This is a genomic window from Sphingobium sp. FG58 (genome assembly GCF_057809055.1).
Map to the genome: position 1 here is coordinate 62,904 of NZ_JBMDJF010000006.1, position 20,693 is coordinate 83,596.

Genomic DNA, 20,693 nt, shown 5'->3' on the forward strand with positions numbered 1-20,693 from the left:
TCTCACTCACGTTTCAACTGGCACCAACCTGCTGTCTTGTCCTTTCACTCCGCCGCGAACCGCGCCGCCACCTCCGGCGGCACGCGCAATATGCGGCCCGTGCCTTTGTCCACGATCGCCCAGGTCGATCTGGCCGTGACCTTCACCTTGCCGTCGGGTCCGGTAAACTCGATCAGCCGGTCGAAGCGCGCGCCGCGCGGGCCGTCGGGTATCCAGGTGCGCGCCGTCACCGTCTCCCCCTCCGCCACATTGCCGCGATAGTCGATTTCGTGGCGAGTCACGACCCAGACATAGGCATCGACATGGGCTGGGTCGGCATCATGGGTCCAATGTTCGGTCGCGACCTGCTCCATCCACTGGACCCAGACCGCATTGTTGACATGGCCGAGTATGTCGATGTCAGCGGGTTGGGCGGTGATGCGTGTGGTGTAAGTGGCGGGCATTCTTCTCTACCTCCGTTCGGGCTGAGCGAAGTCGAAGCCTTCTGCTGAGCGGAGCGAAGTGGCTTCGCTCCGCTCAGCCTGGCCCTTCGACAGGCTCAGAGCCTGCCCCCGGCTTGATCGGGGGGCGAACGGAGGAGAGGTTGGCTCTGTCACGCGCCAGCCATCCCCATCTGCCACAGGATGAACGCAAATTCCTCCGCGCTTTCGTGCAGACTCTCGAACCGCCCGGACTTGCCACCATGGCCCGCGCCCATATTGGTCTTGAGCAGCAGGACATTGTCGTCGGTCTTGGCCGCGCGCAGCTTGGCGACCCATTTGGCTGGCTCCCAATAGGTCACGCGCGGGTCGTTCAGCCCTGCCGTCACCATCAGCGGCGGATAATCCTGCGCCGTCACATTGGCATAAGGGTCATAGGCCAGGATCGTCTCGAACGCGGTCTTGTCCTCGATCGGGTTGCCCCATTCGGGCCATTCGCCCGGCGTCAGCGGCAGCGTCTCGTCCAGCATGGTGTTCAGCACATCCACGAACGGCACATGCGCCACCACTGCGCCCCACAGGTCGGGATCGCTATTGATCACCGCTCCCATCAACTCGCCCCCGGCCGATCCGCCCGAAATGCTGATCCGCCCCTTGCTCGTATAGCCCAGATCGATCAGCTCCCTGGCCACATCGACAAAGTCGGTGAAGGTATTGTTGCGCTTGTCCAGCTTACCGTCGAGATACCATTGCTGGCCCAGATCGTCGCCGCCGCGAATATGGGCGATGGCGAAGGCAAAGCCGCGGTCGAGCAGCGACAGTCGCCCGGTCGAAAAGCCCGGCTCCATCGCCATGCCATAGGCGCCATAGCCATAGAGGTGCAGCGGCGCGCTGCCGTCACGCGGCAGGTCGGCGGGATAGACGATCGATACCGGAATCTGCGTGCCATCGCGCGCCGGGATCATCAGCCGCTCGGTGGCGTAGCGGGTCGCGTCATAGCCCGACGGGATTTCCTGCACCTTGAGCAGTTCGAACCGTTCTTCGGTAATATGATAGTCGAAGATCGTGTCGGGCGTGACCATCGATTCATAGCCGATGCGCAGCACCGTCACATCATATTCGGGATTATCGTCCAGCGACGCGGAATAGCTCGCCTCCGGGAACGGCAGGCGTTTTGGCGTGTGGGTCGCATAATCGCGCAGCTCGATCTGGTCGAGACCATCCAGCCGCCCTTCGGTGACGTAGAAATGTTTGAACAGGGTGAAGTCGGTCAGGTAGAAATGCGCGTCTGGCGCGATCACCTCCGTCCACTGGTCGGGCGCGTCCAGCGTCGCCTTCACCAACCGGAAATTGGGATGGGTGTCGTTGGTCTTGATATAGAGCGTGCCGTCATGCTCATCGACATCATATTCGCGCCCCGCCTGCCGCGCAGCCACCAGTAAAGGCGGCGCGGTGGGATTGTCTGCGGGGATCAGCCAGGCTTCGGTCGTCACATGATCGCCGGTCGCGATGACGATCCATTTTTCCGACGAGGTGAGGCCGATCGAGACGCGGAACCCCTCATCATCCTCGTGGAACAGCTCGACGTCAGACTCGATGCTCTGCCCCAGCCAGTGCAGCCGGGCATTGTCGGTGCGCCAATTCTCGTTGGCGAGGCCGTAGAGCAGCCCCTTGCTGTCGGACGTCCACACCAGCGAAGATAATGTGTCGGGGATCGATTCCGGCAATATCTCTCCGGTGAACAGATCCTTGATCCGCGCCTCGAACCGTTCCGACCCGTCATTGTCGATCGCATAGGCAAGGTAGCGCCCATCGGGGCTGACCGACATCGCGCCCAGCCGGAAATAATCATGCCCTTCCGCCAGCGCCGGTTCGTCCAGGATCAGCTGGTCCGGCCCGCCGGCCACGGGCTTGCGATACCATTTGCGATATTGCGCCCCGGTCTCGAACGCGCGCCAGTAGATATAGTCGCCATCCTTTTGCGGAACGGAACTGTCATCTTCCTTGATGCGTCCCTTCATCTCGGCAAACAGCGCGTCGGTCAGCCCCTTGTGCGGGGCCATGGCGGCCTCGAAAAATGCATTTTCCTGGCCCAGATAGGCCAGCACATCCGCGTCCTTGACGTCCGGGTAGCCCGGATCGCGCAGCCAAGCATAGTCATCGCTGACGGTGATGCCATGATGGGTGATGCTGTGCGGCCTAGGCGGGGCAACGGGCGGCGTGGTGTTTACGGTCATTCACTATCCATCTGCAAGGGAGCAAGGCGGGCGCTGGCATATGTGCCACAGCCTGCTTATGTTGTTGCCATTATGGCCTGCGCAAGGGGGCCGATACGCAAGGAAGTATGAATGTCCACCTATCAAGACCGTCTCAACGCCCTGCGCGCGCAATTGGTGCGCGACCGGCTGGACGGTTTCGTCGTGCCTTTGACCGACGAGCATATGAGCGAATATGTCGGCGCCTATGCCCAGCGCCTAGCCTGGCTGACCGGGTTTCAGGGGTCTGCGGGCAGCGCAGTGGTGCTGCCGGAACAGGCGGCGATCTTTGTCGATGGCCGCTATACGTTGCAGGTGCGCGAGCAGGTCGATGGCGCTTTGTGGCAATATGAAAGCGTACCGCAAACCTCCATCGCGGCCTGGCTGAAAGCCCATGCCCCGGCGGGCGGGCGGATCGGCTATGACCCGTGGCTGCATACCCGCGCGTGGGTGGAGCAGGCCAGCGCCGCGCTGGCGGAAAAGGGGGCGACGCTGGTGGCGGTGGACACCAACCCGATCGACCTGGTCTGGCCTGACCGCCCTGCCCCCAGCGACGCCCGGCTGGTCGTGCATGACGATCGCTTTGCCGGGCAGAGCGCGGCGGAAAAGCGGCAGGCGATGGCCGACTGGCTGGTCGAGAAAAAGGCCGATGCTGCCGTGCTGTCCGCACTGGATTCGATCGCCTGGACCTTCAATATTCGTGGTAAGGATGTGGACCGGACGCCGGTGGCGTTGGCCTATGCCATCGTCCACGCCGACGCGACCGCCGACCTTTATGTCGCGCCCGAAAAGATGGACGAGGCGGTCGCCAAGCATCTGGGCAACGCCGTGCGCGTGCATGATCGCGCCGCCTTTGCCGATGCACTGGCCGGTTTTGCGGGCAAGAGCGTGGTGGCCGATCCCGAACGGGCGGTGGCCGCGATTTTCGAGGCGCTCGACAATGGCGGGGCGACCGTGATGCCACTGCGCGACCCCGCGATCCTGCCCAAGGCGATCAAGAACCCGGTCGAGATTGCCGGGCATAAATCGGCACAGGCGCGCGACGGCGCGGCATTGAGCCGCTTTCTGCATTGGGTATCGGTGGAAGCGCCCAAGGGCGGCCAGACCGAAATGACCGCCGCCGACCGGCTGGAGGCGTTCCGCAAGGATACCGGCCTGCTGGAGGATTTGTCCTTCGACACGATCAGCGGCGCCGGGCCAAACGGCGCAGTGGTGCATTACCGGGTCGAGGAAAAGACCAACCGCTCGATCGAGAGCGGCACCCTCTATCTGGTCGATTCGGGCGGCCAATATCGCGACGGCACCACCGACGTGACGCGCACGCTGGCGATCGGCACGCCGACCCGCGAGATGCAGGAACGCTTCACGCTGGTGCTGAAAGGCCATGTCGCGCTGGCGTGCGCGGTGTTCCCGGTCGGGACGCGCGGCGGCCAGTTGGACATATTAGCGCGGCAGTTCCTCTGGGCGCAGGGGTTGGATTACGCCCATGGCACCGGCCATGGCGTCGGCAGCTTCCTGTCGGTGCATGAAGGGCCGCAGCGGATCGCGACATTTGGTGGCGGCGACGAGCCGTTGCAGGCGGGCATGATCCTCTCCAACGAGCCGGGCTATTACAAGACCGGCGAATATGGCATCCGCATCGAAAATCTGGTGCTGGTGGAGGAACGCGCCGTGCCGGGCGCGGAAAAGCCGATGCTGGGCTTTGAAACGCTGACCTTTGCCCCGATCGACCGCCATCTGATCGCGCTCGATCTGCTGAGCGCCGACGAGCGGGCCTGGGTCGACGCCTACCATGCCAAAGTGCTGTCGGTCGTCGGGCCGCAACTGGACGGCGACGCAAAGGCGTGGCTGGAAAGCGCCTGCGCGCCGCTTTAATCTTTCGGACTGTCGGGCGCAGGCGGCGGGGGCATGACTTCGCGCGCCTGCGCCTTGCGGCGGCGCAGATTGTTGCGCAGCGCCTGCGCCAGCCGCGCCTTGCGATCATCCTGTTCGCTAGTCATGGCATGGCCTTAAGCAAAATGTGGCATCGGCTGCAACCCGCCTTGACAAGGGCGGCGCGCGCAGCCATAGGCCCGGCTCCGCAGGCCGAACAGGCCCGTGGACATGAAATAGTGCTGCCGTAGCTCAGTGGTAGAGCGCATCCTTGGTAAGGCTGAGGTCGTGAGTTCAATCCTCACCGGCAGCACCATTTCTCCCCCCGATATATTCGTGAATGAACCCGCCCGGCGGGGCCATGTACGCCGTCAGGCGGGCGGTGGCGCGCTTGATTCCGCGATCAGCAGCGGCAGATCGACCTGCATCAGCGTATCGGTAGGCCGTTTGGCGATGATGTCGAACAGGCACCGCGCGGCCATCTGCGCCATCTCCCCCATCGGACGCTGCACCGTCGTCAGCGCCGGGACGATCATCCTGGCTAACAGGCTGCCATCAAATCCTATGACGGTCAGGTCGCGCGGCACCATCAGGCCGCGCGACGCGGCGACCTTGATGACACCGGCGGCCATGATGTCATTGGCCGCAAAGATCGCGGTCGGCATCGGATCGATCGACAGCAGCCGCTCCGCCGCCGTCACGCCCGATTCAAAGCTGTAATCGCCAGCCGCCTCGCCCACCAGCGTTCCGCCCGCAGCGGTCAAAGCGGACAGGAAGCCCGCGCGCCGCTCCTGCGCCGACAGCATGGCCGGCGGGCCTGACACATGGCCGACGCGCCTGTGACCCAGCGCGACGATATGCTCCGCCACCCGCGCGGCCGCACCGCGCTCGTCGGACACCAGCATAGCGTCGAACCCGGCAAGGCTGACGGACGAAAGCGCCACCGCCGGGATGCCGACGTCCTGAAGCGCGTCGGCCAGGCCCGGCACGCCCGATACAGGAGCCAGGATGATAACGCCATCGACACGGGAGCGCCGGACGAAATCCAGCACATCCTCGATCGAGCCATCCTCGCCCGTCGGGGTTGCATGGGCGATGACCTCATAGCCCTGCGCGGTTGCTTCGTTCGCCAGTCCGCGCTGCACATCGCCCAGCACCAGCACGTTCCTGTCATTATGGATCATGCCAATCAGATAGGACCGCCCGGTCGCCAGCCCCCGCGCCCGCGCGCTCGGCCGGAAACCCAGTGCTTCGATCGCGCTCAGGATCGTCGCGCGCGTCTCCGCATTGACCTTGGGCGATCCGTTGATGACGCGGGATACGGTGCGAATGGAAACATGCGCCCGCGCGGCCACGTCTGCGATCGTGACATCGGCCCCGACCGCCCAATTCCCCTGCTTCGTCATGCAGCAGCCATAGCCGGTCTGCCGATGCAGGCAAGATCAGGCTGGCGGCGGGATCAGCCTGTCTTTATGCGCTCTCTTGCACGGCTTCCACCGGCGCACGGCGCGACCGTTCCTTCACCTTGTAGAAATCCGCCTCAAACTTGGGGCGCATCGTGCCGCACAGCCGGTCCCAGATCGTGGTGTAGCCGCCGAAATTACCGGTGAAATAGCGATGATGCTGATCGTGGAAGGTCGTGGAGATGAACCATTTGGTCGCCCAGCTGCGGTTCCACCAGCGCGGCAGAAATTCATAGCCCGAATGAACATAAAGACCCATGATGATGTTGGTCGGTACGATCAGCGCGACGGTAGCGTCATGAACCGTAAAGACCGCCAGGAACAGCGGCACGAACCCGCCATTGATCAGCGATTCCAGCGGGCTGACCGACAGGGTGGTCAGCAGATTGGGCGACGTTGAGCGGTGATGCAGCTTATGGACCCAGCTATAGACCGGTTCCTTGTGCATCCAGCGGTGCAGCCAGTAGAAATAGGTGTCGAACAGGAAGAAATAGAGGGCATATTCCAGCCCCACCCGCCAGAGCGCTGGCCCCGTGGCAAAGCTGATCGCACCCGACGCTTCCAGCGCATGGCGGAGCGTGCCGAGCAGAAAGCCGGTAATGGCGAGATTGATGACTGCAAACAGCGCTTCGTTGCGGAAGATCGCCCATTTGAAACCCTTGGGCTGGATCTTGCGTGCCTTGAAATAGCCGCTGACCACGCCTGCCGCGATGCCGCTGGCGACGAACAGCCCTAGCCAGATCGACAGCAGATGATCGCCATTGAGTAACCAAGCAAACATGACACGCCTTCCCGTCCCGCGCCATTGATAGCGCGGGACAGGCGCTATCACCTGTCAGGCTGAGAAATTTGTCCGTCCCGACAAATAGGGCAATATCGTCGCGCCCTCAGTTCGCGAAGCTGATGCCGATCCATAGGGTGCGCGGGGTGCCCAGGTCCATCGACCCGCCCGCGTTGCGGGTGACGACCGCCTTGTCGAACAGATTTTCGCCGCGCGCCACCAATGCCACGCCATGGCCGACCGGCAGCCGCGCGATCGCATCGACCGTCAGCGCGTCGGGCAGAACGTCGCTTTGCAGGTCATCCTCATATTGTTTGGCGACATAGCGCAGCGTGGTGGACAGGGTCGGTCCCTGCGCCGGGCTGTAGGCGATCGTCGCGCTGGCGGCATGACGCGGGCTTTGCGCCGGGGTCAGGCCGTTGAAAGCAGCGCCGGGGGCGTGGACGCGGCTGTGACTATAGGCGTAGGAGGCCGACAGGCGCAGGTCGCCCAGCGCGGCCGTTGCGGTCAATTCTATCCCCTTGGCGACGATGCGATCGACATTGCGACGCTGGCGGGTGGTGGCATTGATCGTGACATTGGCGATGGCGTCATCCAGCCGGTTGTAGAAGGCCGTGGCTGACAGGGTGACGCCCGGCGTGGGGGTCAGGTCGATGCCACCCTCCGCGCCTTTGAGCTTTTCCGGGGTCAGCGCATCATTGGCCTGGGTCGTGATCGGAAAGACCACGAAAGGCCGATAGAGTTCATTCAGAGTCGGCAGACGGAAGCCGCTATAGGCAGCGCCGCGCACGGCAATGGCCTCGCTCACCCGGTAGAGCGCGCCGACCCGGCCCGACACTTCCCAGTCCGACCGATCGGCAAAGGCGCTATTGGTCGCCGCCCCGGTGGTGGCGCTCACCTGCCGGTAAAAGCCGTTGCAGATCGACCAGCGATCAGCCCGCACCCCGCCGGTCAGGACCAGATTACCAATCGTCCAGTCATCCTCTACGAAGACGCCGCTGGTCAGCTCTTCGCCCCCGGCATGACGGCGGAAGGTCGCCGGGTTGCTGGCGATATTGGCGTTAAACGCATCCTCGAACATATCGCCGGTGGCAAAGCGGGTATCGACGCCGACGCGCAGCAGATGGTTGCCGCCAACCGGCGGGCGCAACTCGATCTTGCCGCCAAGCCCGGTCGAGGGCGTGTTGCGCTGATCAAGCGACTTGCGGAAGGTCGAGGCGGACATGACGATGTTGGAGAAGTTGCGCGCCTGGATATAGGCCAGCGCATCGACCTGCCAGCGTCCGCGATTGATATAGCGGATGCTGGCGTCCTGTCCCTGGCTCATACTGTCCGCGCCCGCAAAACGCAGCGTGCGGTTATCCTGAAACAGGGTCGCGCGAAATTGCAGTTCGGCGGTGGTGGAAATGGGCGCAACCGCGCGCATATTGGTCGACCAGCCGTCATAGGCGGCTGGCACGGTCGCGGCGCCGCGCTGGTTCTTGAGCGTGGTTTGGAAGCCATCGCCCCGGTCCCACCGGCCCGACAGTGACACATAGCCGCTGCCAAGGTCCGGGGTGAGGCTGGCGGACAGTTCGGTCGAATTGCGGCTGCCGTAAAAGGCGCTCGCACCAAAGGTCGGCAACTGGTCGCGCGTGGCGCTGGCCAGTTCTATGGTGCCAGCTACCGCCCCCGCGCCGAACGCACCAATGCCGCCGCCGCGCGTCACCCGGACGACCGAAAGCCGGTCAGGCACCAGCGCGCTGAACGGGATATAGCCGAAGAAGGGATCGGCCATCGGCACGCCGTCGAGCAGCACCAGCGTCCGGCTCGACGCATTGCCGCCCAGCGCGCGCAGGGTCGCCCCTTGCGCTGAAGGGTTGGCGGATCGACTGTCGGAGCGGCGGAACTGCTGGAAACCCGCAACATCGCCCAGCACGCTTTCGATCCGACCCGACGCGCTGTCCTGCAACCGGGCGCGATCGATCAGCACCGATCCATAGGCCGGGGTGCCGGGCGGCAGCGACAGGCCCGTACCCGTGACGATGATGGACGGCGTGTCACCCGCATCCTCCGGCACCTGTGCCAGCGCGGCGGTAGGCATGGACAAGAGCAAGGCGGGCAGGACGATAATTTTCATGGCGATCCCCTCGACGCCCCTCTCTTTATTTTCCATCGTCTTTGCAAACGGAAAGGGGCCGCATCCCTGTTTAGGATGCAGCCCCCGCCCCGTGACATTGTTCCTTGGGTCGATCAGCCGATCAGAAGAACAGGATCGCCCCAGCCGCCAGCGCGTCCGAACTGGCCTTGTTGTCATTATGCGCTTTCGACGTCGTGTGGACATATTCGCCCAACAGCGTGACCCAGCTGTTCAGGCCATAGCGCAGTTGCCCGACCCAGCTGCCATTCTTGTCCACCAGCAGCGGATTGGCGAGCGCATCGCCGGCATTGGCATAGTCGAGATGGCTTTCGCCATAGCTGGCCCCGACCGAGATTTTGCCGAACGTCGCCAGCCCCTGAAGATAGAAGCCATGGCTGTCGCGCCGGTTGCCAAGGCCATCGGTGTCGAACAGGTTGAGCGCGGTGGTGCCAAGGCCCGACGCATCATAATAGGTGCCAACCACGGTGATCGGCCCGAACGTGACCTTCGCACCCGCGTCCCAGCCCCAGCCGGTATAGTCCGGCCCGGCGACCACATTATGCTTCTGGCTGATCCCCGACAGCCACAGCCGCGTCGCGACATCGCCCAGCTTGCCATCATAGACGAATTTGGCCTGGAAGCCGGGCTGCTTGTTCGATTCAGCTGGCCCCGTCAGGGAAGAAAGCGGCTCGAAAATGCCGATGCTGGCGGTGAAGCCATTGAAACTGGGCGTCGTATAAGTGATCTGCGGCTGGAAATCGGTATAGATATAGCCGGTGCCGATGCGCCCCAGCGTCGTGTTGGATGGCGCGACATTGCCCGCCGGCGTGCCCGATGACAGCAGGGTGATGTCATTGAGGATCGCTTCTGACCCGAACAGGCCGATGTCGCGACCGATCTTTACCTCGCCAAAACCCGCCCGGCCAAAGGTCAGATAAGTCTGGCGAAAATCGATCCCGGCGGTCTGGAGCGCACGGGGATTGCCGGGGCCGTTGGCACCGCCCGCCGCTGCATAATTGACCGAGTTGATGCCCGGATACATGCCGAAATGCGCGCCGACATCCCAGCCTGCCTGTGTCGTCATCGCCTCCACTTTCAGGAAGCCAGGCAGCAGCCCGTTGCGGACCGCGGAACTATTGCCGCCAACCGTCGCCACACCGCCCACGACGGTGTTGGTGGCGCTGGGTGCCTCGCCATTGTCATGGACGTAGAAGCCATTGACCGAACCGGAGAATTTGAGCGTGACGTCGCCCATTTGCAGCCCAACGCCGCTGTCGGCCATGCGGACGAGCGGCTTGCCGCCCGACGCATCGGGGGTGACCGGCGGTGCCTGCGCGGCCTCGGCGCTCTGGCCCTTCACCAGGTCCTGATATTCCTCATCGGTCAGGATGCCCTTTTCATGCAGGCGCTTGAGCAGATCGGCGGTGGTGCCGGCCATGGCCGGTGCAGCGGTGGCGGCGAGCAGCAGCGCGCCCGCCGCGCTCATCAGGCGCAACGTCCTTTTCATATCATCCTCCCGTTCGTGCCGCCGGTTTCCCCCCGGCTGAAGCAGGAGGGTGGCGCGCCCGGATGGACGGGGAAATTGGACTTAGGTTCTCATTCCTTCGGACAGGACAAGCGCGCGGAACGGGCGCGCAATCAGTGGCTGATCAGGCCGACGATGCGCACCAGTTGCGATTCCCGGCGACACCCGGTCTTGTCGTAGATGCTGCGCAGCTGCACCTTCAATGTTTCCGCTGACACGGATCGTGCCGCCGCGATGTCGGCGCGGGACTGGCCCGCCGCCAATCGGATGGCGATGTCCGCTTCGGCCGGGGTCAGGCTGAATGTCCGCATCAGCAGCTGGACATGACGATCGCTTGGCGCACCGACCCGTGCGATCACGATGGCGCGCGGCGCGAAGGGCAGCGACCAGGGGCGGCTGGGCAATGGATAAATTTCAAGCATGATCCCAACGCCACCGGCGTCGTCGCCCAGCGCGACCGGATCAGCCGCGCGGCCGGGCGGGTCGATCACAGTGCGGACGGCGCGGGTGATGGCGCGGCTTTCGTCCGCCCGTTCGCTTGCCAGCCAGCCGTCGCTCACCCTGATACGGCTGGTCGCCAGCAGCGCTTCGGCGCGCGGGGTCATGCCCCCGACCCGGCCCGTCGCATCGAGCAGCCAGCAGGCGCGGTCCATCGCCTCGAACGTACCGGACAGCAGGGAAAATCCCTGCTGCTCGATCGCGCGCTGGAGCCGCACCGCAGTGCGGGCATGGCCGGCAATCTCGCCGAACAGGTCACGCTGCTCCTGCGTCGTGCGCCCGTCCTTGCTGTCGCGCAGCAGCGCCAGCCCGATCATCCCTTCCCGTCCAGCCAGAAGGCGGGTCTGGCAGCCGTCAAAAATGTCGAAATCGGCGCACAGGTCGAGATAGTCGTCCGATCGCAACGACTGGCGGGCGACGTCATAATGGACTTCGTGGACGATCGGCGGATTATCCGCCAGCCCGTCGGCGGCGACACGGAAATTCAGGTCGGGCCGGGACTGGTCGATCGCGGCGGTCTTGGCGATGATGCTGTCATCAATGTCGCTGATCCAGTTGAAGCCGCTGGCACCGGGACCAAAGCCGATCAACTGGCCATGACGCGAGCCCGTAGCATTGGCCATGGCCCTGATCGCCCCGTCCCAATTTTGCGGATCAAGCGCGGCGGACAGAAACAAGTCTGCCCATTTATCCCCATCCGTGGCGTATGACGCCATCCCCAAAACCCCCACAGTCCCGTGGGCATCCGTTACGCAATATACCGATGAAGTCAAATAAACGGCGAGAATAGTGTCTTATAATTCTTGGCGATGTTGATCTGGATTAATCCAGATCAGGCCGCCTGCGCCAGCGCCTCTTCCCGCACGGCGCAGAACATCCGGCAGGGGGGAATATTACGCCATTCCAGTTCATCGCTGACCCGCCCGAACACGGGGTCGAGCAGGCGGCGGACATAGCGCGAATATTGATAGACCAGAAACGCCCCGCCCGGCCGCAACGCGGCGCGTGTTTCGGCGCAGATCGCCGCGCCCACGCCATCTGGCAGCGTCGAAAAGGGGATGCCGGACAATATATAGTCGGCTTGGGGCTGCCCTGCTTCCCGAATGAAACGGCGTACATCAGCTGCCGATCCATGCACGACCTTAAGCCGGGGATCGTCGAACTGCGCCTCCAGATAGGCAACGAAATCCAGGTTCAGGTCGATCGCCAGCAGGGTGGCGTCGGGATGCAGCCGGTCGAGGATCGCCTGGGTGAAAGTGCCCACCCCCGGTCCATATTCGACGAATAGTCGCGTATTGTGCCAATCGACCTGATCCAGCATGCGGTTCACCAGCGCGGCGGACGAGGGGATGACCGATCCGATCATGCCGGGATGCTTGACGAACTGGCGGAAAAACATGCCCCATTGCTGGAAGAACCGGCCTGCACCTGCCTTGCTGCCCGGAATGTTTTTCTTTTTCAAGGGTATGGAGGCCATCACTATCCGTCTGTCTATGGTCGTGGTCGGGCGTCGCAAATATCGGCGCGACTGGCAAGCTGCTTTGCGTGTGCATGACAAGGAACGCGCAGGCGGCAGATGGTTTCCCTGCCGCCTGCCAGCGCCCTAATCCTGATCCCGCTGCCGCCCGCGCAACATGCCCGGCGCGACGAAGCCGATCGGATCGACCTGCATCGCCTTCTGCTTCAGCGTCGCCTGGATCTTTTCATATTCATGCTCCATTTCCGGCGTCACTGACGCGCGGGTTTCTTCCAGCGCTGCCTCGAAATGCGCCATCGTCACCTTGTCGACCGACAGCGACTGGCGCAGCGCGAACAGGCCCGCCCGCCGTGCCAGATCCTCCAGATCCGCGCCGGTAAAGCGCTCCGTCCGTTCCGCCAGCGATGCCAGATCGACATTGTCGGCCAGCGGCATCTTGCCCGTGTGGATCGACAGGATGCGCTGACGCCCCGCCTGATCGGGGACCGGCACATAGATCAACTCATCGAACCGCCCCGGCCGCAGCAGCGCCGGATCGACCAAGGTCGGCCGGTTGGTCGCGCCGATGACGACCACCGATTGCAATTCTTCCAGCCCGTCCATCTCGGCCAAGATCGTGTTAACCACTCGCTCGGTCACTTGCGGTTCGCCCATGCCATTGCCGCGCGCGGGGACCAGGCTGTCCAGTTCATCGATGAAGATGACGGTCGGCGCCACCTGCCGCGCACGGGCAAACAGGCGAGCAATCTGCTGCTCGCTCTCACCATACCATTTGGACAGCAGGTCGCTAGATTTGGTGGCGATGAAATTGGCCTGCGCCTCCCGCGCAACGGCCTTGGCCAGCAAGGTCTTGCCGGTGCCGGGCGGACCATAGAGCAGGAAGCCCTTGGCCGGGCGGATGCCGATGCGGCGGAAGGCGTCAGGGTCTTTCAGCGGCAGCTCGACCCCCTCCTTCAGGCGCATCTGCGCCTCGTCCAGCCCGCCGATATCGGACCAGCCGATATTGGGCGCCTGCACCATCACTTCGCGCATCGCCGAGGGCTGGACCCGCTTGATCGAGGCCATGAAATCGTCGCGTGTGACCGACAATTCCTCCAGCACGTCGGGCGGAATCGTGCCGTCCTCCAGATTGAGGCGCGGCATGAAGCGCCGCACCGTCTCGATCGCGGCCTCGCGGGTCAGTGCGGCAAGATCTGCCCCGACAAAACCATAGGTCATGCGCGCCAGTTCCGACAGGTCGACCGTGTCGCCCAGCGGCATTCCGCGCGTATGGATGCCCAATATCTCGCGCCGCCCCCGCTCGTCGGGGACGCCGACGACGATCTCCCGGTCGAAGCGGCCGGGACGCCGCAACGCCTCGTCAATCGCTTCGGGCCGGTTGGTGGCCGCAATCACCACAAGATTGGTGCGGGGCTCCAGCCCGTCCATCAGGGTGAGCAATTGCGCGACGAGCCGCTTTTCGGTCTCGCCGGTCACCTGTCCCCGCTTGGGTGCGATCGAATCGATCTCGTCGATGAACAGGATCGACGGCGCAGCCTTGGCCGCCGCCTCGAAAATCTCGCGTAGCTGCTTTTCGGATTCGCCATAGGCCGACCCGACAATTTCCGGGCCGTTGATCAGGAAGAATTCAGCTTCCGACTCATTGGCGACGGCGCGCGCCAGCCGGGTCTTGCCTGTCCCCGGCGGACCATGCAGCATCACCCCGCGCGGCGGATCGACGCCCAGCCGCTGGAACAGTTCGGGATAGCGCAGAGGCAGCTCGACCATCTCGCGCAGCTGGTCGATCGTGTCAGCCATCCCGCCGACATCGTCATAGGTCACGTCCGCGCGACGGGCCTCCTTCGGCTCCTCATATTCGGGGCGCAGCTCGACCTCGGTCTCGGCGTCGATATGGACGATGCCCTTGGGTATGGTCGACACGACCACCAGCCGGATTTCCTGCAAGGCATAAGCCGGCGCGGCCAGCATCTGGCGCAGTTGGGGCGGCATGTCGCCGGGCGGCACTTGCTGCTGGCCCGCCGTTGCGACGACATCGCCCGCCGTCAGCGGCCGCTGAAAGAATACCCGCTTCAAGGCTTCGGGATGGCCCTGAAGTCGCAGATTATTTTGTGCAGGTGCGAACACGACCCGCTGCGCGGCGCGCGATTCCAATTTGTCGATATGCACGAAGTCGCCGGAGCCGACCCCGGCATTGGCGCGCTGCAACCCGTCGAGGCGCAGCACGTCGAGTCCTTCATCTTCCTTATAGGGTCGCACCACCCGCGCGGCGGTCGATCGCTTGCCGACGATCTCGATCACATCGCCTTCGGCCAAGCTCAACTCCGCCATAACCGCCAATGGCAGCCGCGCCAGCCCGCGTCCGGCATCTTCCGGTCGTGCATTGGCGACCTGAATCCGGCGTCCCGTGCTGTCCTCTTGCGCCATTTTGCTGTCCTGTCCTTGTCGCTTCCGTAACGAGATAGGAAACGCCAGAGCGAGAAAAAGGGGGCAAGCCCGAAACGATCGGCACAAAAAAAGGGCCGACCCAAAGGCCAGCCCGGAAAGTTTTAGGAGAGGATGCCTGAAAGGCACCTCCTATGTGCAGCGCGGCAGACTTTATTGCAAGTGCGAAAAGAAAAGCGGAGTTGCAGAAAATGCATCTTGCCATTTTGCAGATTTTCCTGCTCAGTACGGTCAGGATGCTTGGGACCGGCTGACACTGCGATCGACAAAAAGACATGACGCGACGCAGCGCACCGGCTTCGGATTAGTGAATATAGATGCGCAGATTGCCGCCACTTACGGCCCTGGAGGCCTTTGTTCAGGTTGCGCGCCTTGGCTCGGTCAAGGCGGCAGCAGAGGAACTCGCGCTCTCGACTCCCGCGCTCAGCCGCCGCGTTCAGGCGCTCGAACGCTTCATCGGCCGCCCCCTGTTCGACCGGAAGCATCAGGCGCTGGAAATCAATGCCGAGGGGCAGAGGCTGCTTGACGATATCGCCCCGGCCCTAGATTCCCTCGCCCAGGCGCTGGAAAATATCCAGAGCGGCGGCAACCAACTGCGCCTGCGACTGGCGGTCATGCCGCTGTTCGCGACCCAGCGGCTCTTCCCTCATCTGGGCGCGCTGCGGACGCTGCATCCGCAATTGCACATCGACATCGAAACCACCCCCTATGCCGTCGCGCGGCTGGGCGAAGGGCTGGACGCGGCGATCGTACTGGCCAAGGATATTGATGCAGCGCTCTATGCGCATGAATTGGACCATGACGAAATCTATGTCATCGGCGCGCGATCCCTGCTCGAACAGCCCCATGCGCTGACCTCGCCGGAGGAACTGGCCCAGCATACCGTGCTGCTCCACCGCGACATGCCGCTGGCGTTCGATGCCTGGAAAGAGGTAGTCGGCTTGCCCGACCTGCAACCGCTGGCCATCGACAATTATGATTCGGGCCAGTTGATGCTGGAAGCCGCTGCCCAGGGGCTGGGCGTCGCCTTCATGCACGCCAGCCATTTCAGGGAAGCGGCCGACAGCCGACTGGTCCGCCTGTTCCCGATCCGGGTCGAAAGCCCCTATCGCTATTTCTTCGTCTGCCGCCCCCGCGCGCTCCAGACTCGCGCCGTGCGCATCTTCCGCGACTGGCTGGTCGCTGCCGATATTTGAGACTGGGCGTCGCCCATTCGTACCGCACCGGCCCTCACAGATTTTTCTCTGTCTTGGCTCTTAACCTTGTTTCGCGACCGCCGTTATAGCCAACATGACTGGGGCCATTTCACCTTCCGCTAGCCCGCAACATGGGCTGACCGACCGTTTGGCACGATGGGCGAAAGGCCTGTCGGGCAAGCCTGACGAGGAGGTCAGCGTGGAAGAACAGCGCCCTCGTTCCGGTTCGGCATCCAGCCGCGAAGTGAACCGCCGCCGCCAACTCTATGGCGAGATTGGCGACTTTCTGTTCGCTCATGATCTGGACCTGACGCCCATCAATTTCAGCGTCGCGCTCGATTATCTGACCGGCGCGAATATCGGCGTGGAAAAGGCGATCAAGGCAGTGCTGATGGAGCGCGGCAAGATCACCAATGGCTGGATCGAATCCGTATCCGCCGAACAGCGCGCCGATGAGGTCACGCCCGATTCGCTCGCCACGATGCTGGACAAGGTCGAGGAAAATCTGACCCAGTTTACCGGCCTGATGCACGAATCGCGCAATTCGGCGAAGGATTATGGCGCTGCGTTGCAGGAACAGGCCAAGGGGCTGGCCGAGGGCAGCGACGCCGAACCCGTGCTGGCGCGTCTGGTGGGCCTGACCCGGTCGATGGTCGAAAAGACCCGGCTGGTCGAAACCCAGTTGCGCGACAATCAGAAGCAGACGCAGGCGCTCAAATCCAGCCTGGAAAATGCCCGCCGCGCTGCCGAACATGACCATTTGACCGGCCTGCCCAACCGCCGCGCTTTTGAAGGCGTATTGCGCGAAGAAGTGAAGCTGGCACAGGAAAATGGCGAGACGCTGTCAGTCGCTTTTTGCGACATCGACCATTTCAAGCATGTCAACGACACCCACGGCCATGACACGGGCGACCGGGTGCTGAAATTCGTCGCCGGGCTGCTGGCCAAGGCATCGAACGACCATTGCCATGTCGCCCGCCATGGCGGCGAGGAATTTGTCATGCTGTTCCGGGGCAAGACCGCCGCCGAAGCGTGCGAAGCCGTCGACTCGGTGCGCGAGGATTTGGCTACCCGCAGCCTGGTGAACCGCTCCAACGGCGAGCGGATGGAACGGGTCAGCTTTTCCGCGGGCGTCGCCAATGTGCTGGCCTATGACGACCCACGCACCGCCCTCAAAGCCGCAGACCGCGCCCTCTACCTGGCCAAGGAACATGGCCGCAACCGTGTCTATCTGGCGGCGGAGACGGATTGAGAAAGGGAGGCGCGTTCGCCTCCCTTAAAAATCCGGTTTCTCATAATGGGGCGGCGGGGTGATCACCTCCATCCGTTCCGACAGGAGCGGCCGGAACGACGGGCGCGACTTGAACCCCGCATACCAGCGCCGCACCGGCTCATGCCCCTGCCAGTCGATGCCGCCCAGATAATCCGCCACTGACAGATGCGCCGCCGCGGCAATATCGGCAAGGCTCAACGTGCCGCCCGCCATCCAGCTTCGATGGTCGAGCAGATAGTCCATATAATCCATATGGACGTTCGCCCGCTTCATCGCCTCGCGCAGAATGCGGGCGTCGGGCGGCGCGCGCTCGATCAGCCTTTTCTTCATCCGCTCGTGCAGCAGCGGACCGACCACGTCGCCATAGAAATTCTGGTCGAAAAAGGCGGTCAGCCGCCGCACTTCCGCCCGGCCAGCCGCCGTGCCGGAGATGAGCGGAAACTTCTCCACCGTCTCCTCGAAATATTCGCAGATCGCCTGGCTGTCGATCAGGGTGATGCCTTTCTCCTCCTCCACCATCACCGGCGTCGTGCCAGCCGGGTTCAGATCGAGAAATTCGTCGCGCATCGCCCAGGGCGATTCGCGCACCAGATCATAGCCTACGCCCTTCTCCCCCAGCAGCAGGCGGACCTTGCGGGAGAAAGGGCAGAGCGGAAATTGATAGAGAAGCCACATAGGCGATTCCTGTTAGGCGTGCCTGCGCGCGGGGGAAAGCGGCAAAATGCGGAACGGTCGATCGAGCGCTTCGGTCATATCGACCAAAAGGATGATGATAAACGGCATGAACGGCGCTTCCGGTCACCGCCTCTGGGCGGTAGAAGGCCAGCCAAACAACGGTTTCGTTACGGAAAGGATGCCCGATGTCTGACGATTTCTTCCCGGTGCCGGAGGATTGGGCCAAAAATGCGCTGATGGACCGCGCCGCGCGCGCCGCCGACTATGCCCGCTCGATCGACGATGCCGACGCCTATTGGCTGGAACGGGCGCAGCGGCTCGACTGGATCACGCCACCCACCCGCGCGAATGAAAGCAGCTTTGCCGAAGCGGATTTTGGCGTCAAATGGTTTGCCGACGGCGTGCTGAACGTCAGCGCCAACTGTATCGACCGCCATCTGGCAGAGCGTAGCGGTCAGACCGCGATCATCTGGGAACCCGATTCGCCCGATGCCGAGCCGCGCCACTACAGCTACGCGCAGGTGCATGAACAAGTGTGCCGCTTCGCCAATGTTCTGAAAGCTGCTGGCGCGCGCAAGGGCGACCGCATCACTCTATACCTGCCGATGATCCCCGAAGCCGCCTTCGCCCTGCTCGCCTGCGCCCGGATCGGTGCGGTCCACAGCGTCGTGTTCGGGGGCTTTTCCCCCGAAGCGCTGGCCGGCCGCATCATCGATTGCGATTCCACGCTGGTGGTGACCGCGGACGAGGGCCGTCGCGCGGGGAAGGCGGTGCCGCTCAAGGCCAATGTCGATGCTGCGTTGAAGGATTGCCCCAGCGTCAGGACGGTGATCGTCGTGCAGGCGACCGGCGGCGCGGTGACCATGGCACCGGGTCGCGATTTGTGGCTGCACGAGGAAGCGGCCAAAGCGTCTCCCGACTGCCCGCCCGAACCGATGAATGCGGAGGACCCGCTGTTCATTCTCTACACGTCGGGATCGACCGGCAAGCCCAAGGGCGTGCTGCACACGACTGGCGGCTATCTGCTCTGGGCCAGCCTGACGCATGAACTCTGCTTCGACTATCGGCCCGGCGACATTTACTGGTGCGCCGCCGACATTGGCTGGGTCACCGGGCACAGCTATATCGTCTATGGCCCGCTGGCGAACGGCGCGACGACGTTGATGTATGAAGGCGTCCCCAATTACCCGACGCCCGCCCGCATCTGGGAAGTGGTCGACCGGCATCAGGTCCAGACAATCTTCACCGCCCCCACGGCGCTGCGCGCGCTGATGAAGGAGGGCGACGAATTCGTCCATTCGACCAGCCGCAAATCGCTCCGCCTGCTCGGCACCGTCGGTGAGCCGATCAACCCGGAAGCCTGGCGCTGGTATCACAGCGTCGTGGGCGAAGGGCGCTGCCCGATCATCGACACCTGGTGGCAGACCGAAACCGGCGCGGCGATGATCGCGCCGACACCGGGAGCAACCGATCTCAAGCCCGGCTCCGCCACCCTGCCGATGCCCGGCGTGGTGCCGCAGATCGTCGATGCGGAGGGCCAGGTGCTGGAGGGCGCGACCGAGGGCAACCTGGTCATCGCCCAAAGCTGGCCCGGCCAGATGCGCACCGTCTGGGGCGATCATGATCGCTTCTTCCAGACCTATTTCACTACCTTCCCCGGCAAATACACTACCGGCGACGGCGCACGCCGCGATGCGGACGGCTATTACTGGATCACCGGGCGCGTCGACGACGTCATCAACGTGTCGGGCCACCGCATGGGTACGGCGGAGGTCGAAAGCGCGCTGGTGTTGCATGAAAGCGTCGCCGAAGCCGCCGTCGTCGGCTTCCCCCACGACATCAAGGGCCAGGGCATCTACGCCTATGTGACGCTCAATGCCCATGAAGAACCAAGCGACGAGTTGCGCAAGACGCTGGTCAAATGGGTCCGCACCGAAATCGGGCCGATCGCCACCCCGGACGCCATCCAGTTCGCACCGGGCCTGCCCAAGACCCGGTCGGGCAAGATCATGCGCCGTATCCTCCGTAAAATTGCGGAGGGCGAAGTGTCGGCGCAGGCGCTAGGGGATACCAGTACGCTGGCCGATCCGTCCGTAGTCGACAATCTGGTCGCGAACCGGCAGGGTTGACGCATAAGCTCAAGGAGTTGCCATGGACCGCTATACATCCGTCGCGCGCGCCCTGCACTGGATCATGGCGGTCCTGATCATCGTCAATCTGGTCCTTGGCATCGGCCATGACGCCCTGCCCAAGGACTGGGCGGTGATGCCGGTCCACAAGTCGATCGGCCTGACGGTGCTGGCGCTCACGCTGGTGCGACTGGCCTGGCGGCTGGGCCACCGCCCGCCGCCGCTTCCGGCCGCCATGCCCGGTTGGGAGAAAGCGGCTGCGCACGCCACCCATGTCGTCTTTTACGCCTTCATGATCCTGGTGCCGCTGACCGGCTGGATCATGACATCGGCCGGCACACGCCCGCTCAACTGGTTCTTCCTGTTCGACGTGCCAAAATTCGCGGTCGCCAAGGGCGATATCCTCGTCGATGTCTCCGGCGAGGGGCATGAACTTATGGGCTTCGCCTGGGCCGCGCTGATCATCCTCCACATCGCTGCTGCGCTACGCCATCATATCGTGCTGAAGGACAATGTGCTGCGGCGGATGTTGTAGCGGCTTTTGATCGGAAGCTGACAGTTCGGCTTTG

16 protein-coding genes and 1 tRNA gene are annotated in these 20,693 nt (G+C 63.6%); 6 read left to right on the forward strand and 11 right to left on the reverse strand.

Features of this window, described 5'->3' with window-relative positions; genetic code table 11:
- Positions 1–44 precede the first annotated feature (44 nt).
- Both ACODR8_RS09465 and ACODR8_RS09470 read right to left on the reverse strand, forming a co-directional pair.
- Positions 45–443, reverse strand: a complete 399-nt coding sequence (locus ACODR8_RS09465; protein ID WP_489007009.1) for an acyl-CoA thioesterase — start codon at positions 441–443, stop codon at positions 45–47.
- 149 nt (positions 444–592) lie between these two features.
- Positions 593–2,656 (reverse strand): S9 family peptidase, encoded by a 2,064-nt coding sequence (locus ACODR8_RS09470; protein ID WP_489007010.1) that lies wholly within the window; start codon positions 2,654–2,656, stop codon positions 593–595.
- Between the two features lie 111 nt (positions 2,657–2,767).
- Here ACODR8_RS09470 and ACODR8_RS09475 point away from each other — a divergent pair, with 111 nt between their 5' ends.
- Positions 2,768–4,549 carry an aminopeptidase P family protein gene (locus tag ACODR8_RS09475; protein ID WP_489007011.1) on the forward strand — a complete coding sequence of 594 codons (1,782 nt, stop codon included), beginning with the start codon at positions 2,768–2,770 and terminating at the stop codon, positions 4,547–4,549.
- Here the strand turns inward: ACODR8_RS09475 and ACODR8_RS09480 are convergent.
- On the reverse strand, positions 4,546–4,674 hold the full coding sequence (locus ACODR8_RS09480; protein WP_489007012.1) for a hypothetical protein: 129 nt from the start codon (positions 4,672–4,674) through the stop codon (positions 4,546–4,548). The two genes, ACODR8_RS09475 and ACODR8_RS09480, sit on opposite strands and share 4 nt — an antisense overlap.
- A 113-nt stretch (positions 4,675–4,787) precedes the next feature.
- On the opposite strand from ACODR8_RS09480, the gene ACODR8_RS09485 reads away from it, so the two are divergent.
- Positions 4,788–4,862 (forward strand) — tRNA-Thr (locus ACODR8_RS09485).
- Positions 4,863–4,917: 55 nt separating this feature from the next.
- On the opposite strand, the gene ACODR8_RS09490 is transcribed toward ACODR8_RS09485, so the two are convergent.
- The 7 genes from ACODR8_RS09490 to ACODR8_RS09520 form a co-directional block, all read right to left on the reverse strand.
- The gene (locus ACODR8_RS09490; RefSeq protein WP_489007013.1) at positions 4,918–5,952 is read right to left on the reverse strand and encodes a LacI family DNA-binding transcriptional regulator; all 1,035 of its coding nucleotides are present in this window, start codon (positions 5,950–5,952) and stop codon (positions 4,918–4,920) included.
- A 64-nt stretch (positions 5,953–6,016) separates the two neighbouring features.
- Positions 6,017–6,790, reverse strand: coding sequence for a sterol desaturase family protein (locus ACODR8_RS09495; protein ID WP_489007014.1), 774 nt, complete (start codon positions 6,788–6,790; stop codon positions 6,017–6,019).
- A 106-nt stretch (positions 6,791–6,896) separates the two neighbouring features.
- Positions 6,897–8,909, reverse strand: a complete 2,013-nt coding sequence (locus ACODR8_RS09500; RefSeq protein WP_489007015.1) for a TonB-dependent receptor — start codon at positions 8,907–8,909, stop codon at positions 6,897–6,899.
- A gap of 121 nt (positions 8,910–9,030) precedes the next feature.
- On the reverse strand, positions 9,031–10,416 hold the full coding sequence (locus ACODR8_RS09505) for a porin (protein ID WP_489007016.1): 1,386 nt from the start codon (positions 10,414–10,416) through the stop codon (positions 9,031–9,033).
- A gap of 131 nt (positions 10,417–10,547) precedes the next feature.
- Complete coding sequence (locus ACODR8_RS09510) at positions 10,548–11,648, reverse strand: helix-turn-helix transcriptional regulator (RefSeq protein ID WP_489007017.1); 1,101 nt, start codon at positions 11,646–11,648, stop codon at positions 10,548–10,550.
- A gap of 116 nt (positions 11,649–11,764) precedes the next feature.
- Positions 11,765–12,409 carry a class I SAM-dependent methyltransferase gene (locus tag ACODR8_RS09515; RefSeq protein ID WP_489007018.1) on the reverse strand — a complete coding sequence of 215 codons (645 nt, stop codon included), beginning with the start codon at positions 12,407–12,409 and terminating at the stop codon, positions 11,765–11,767.
- A gap of 126 nt (positions 12,410–12,535) precedes the next feature.
- Complete coding sequence (locus tag ACODR8_RS09520; RefSeq protein ID WP_489007019.1) at positions 12,536–14,833, reverse strand: CDC48 family AAA ATPase; 2,298 nt, start codon at positions 14,831–14,833, stop codon at positions 12,536–12,538.
- A 335-nt stretch (positions 14,834–15,168) separates the two neighbouring features.
- Between ACODR8_RS09520 and ACODR8_RS09525 the strand changes: the two genes are divergently transcribed.
- Positions 15,169–16,047, forward strand: a complete 879-nt coding sequence (locus ACODR8_RS09525; RefSeq protein ID WP_489007020.1) for a LysR substrate-binding domain-containing protein — start codon at positions 15,169–15,171, stop codon at positions 16,045–16,047.
- Between the two features lie 94 nt (positions 16,048–16,141).
- A complete protein-coding gene (locus ACODR8_RS09530) occupies positions 16,142–17,299 on the forward strand; it encodes a GGDEF domain-containing protein (RefSeq protein ID WP_489007021.1) in 1,158 nt (385 codons plus the stop codon).
- 24 nt (positions 17,300–17,323) lie between these two features.
- Here the strand turns inward: ACODR8_RS09530 and ACODR8_RS09535 are convergent, their stop codons facing one another.
- Positions 17,324–17,995 carry a glutathione S-transferase family protein gene (locus tag ACODR8_RS09535; RefSeq protein WP_489007022.1) on the reverse strand — a complete coding sequence of 224 codons (672 nt, stop codon included), beginning with the start codon at positions 17,993–17,995 and terminating at the stop codon, positions 17,324–17,326.
- Between the two features lie 185 nt (positions 17,996–18,180).
- Between ACODR8_RS09535 and acs the strand changes: the two genes are divergently transcribed.
- Both acs and ACODR8_RS09545 read left to right on the forward strand, forming a co-directional pair.
- Positions 18,181–20,124 (forward strand): acetate--CoA ligase, encoded by a 1,944-nt coding sequence (gene acs / locus ACODR8_RS09540; RefSeq protein WP_489007023.1) that lies wholly within the window; start codon positions 18,181–18,183, stop codon positions 20,122–20,124.
- A gap of 22 nt (positions 20,125–20,146) precedes the next feature.
- On the forward strand, positions 20,147–20,659 hold the full coding sequence (locus ACODR8_RS09545; protein ID WP_489007024.1) for a cytochrome b: 513 nt from the start codon (positions 20,147–20,149) through the stop codon (positions 20,657–20,659).
- Positions 20,660–20,693 lie beyond the last annotated feature (34 nt).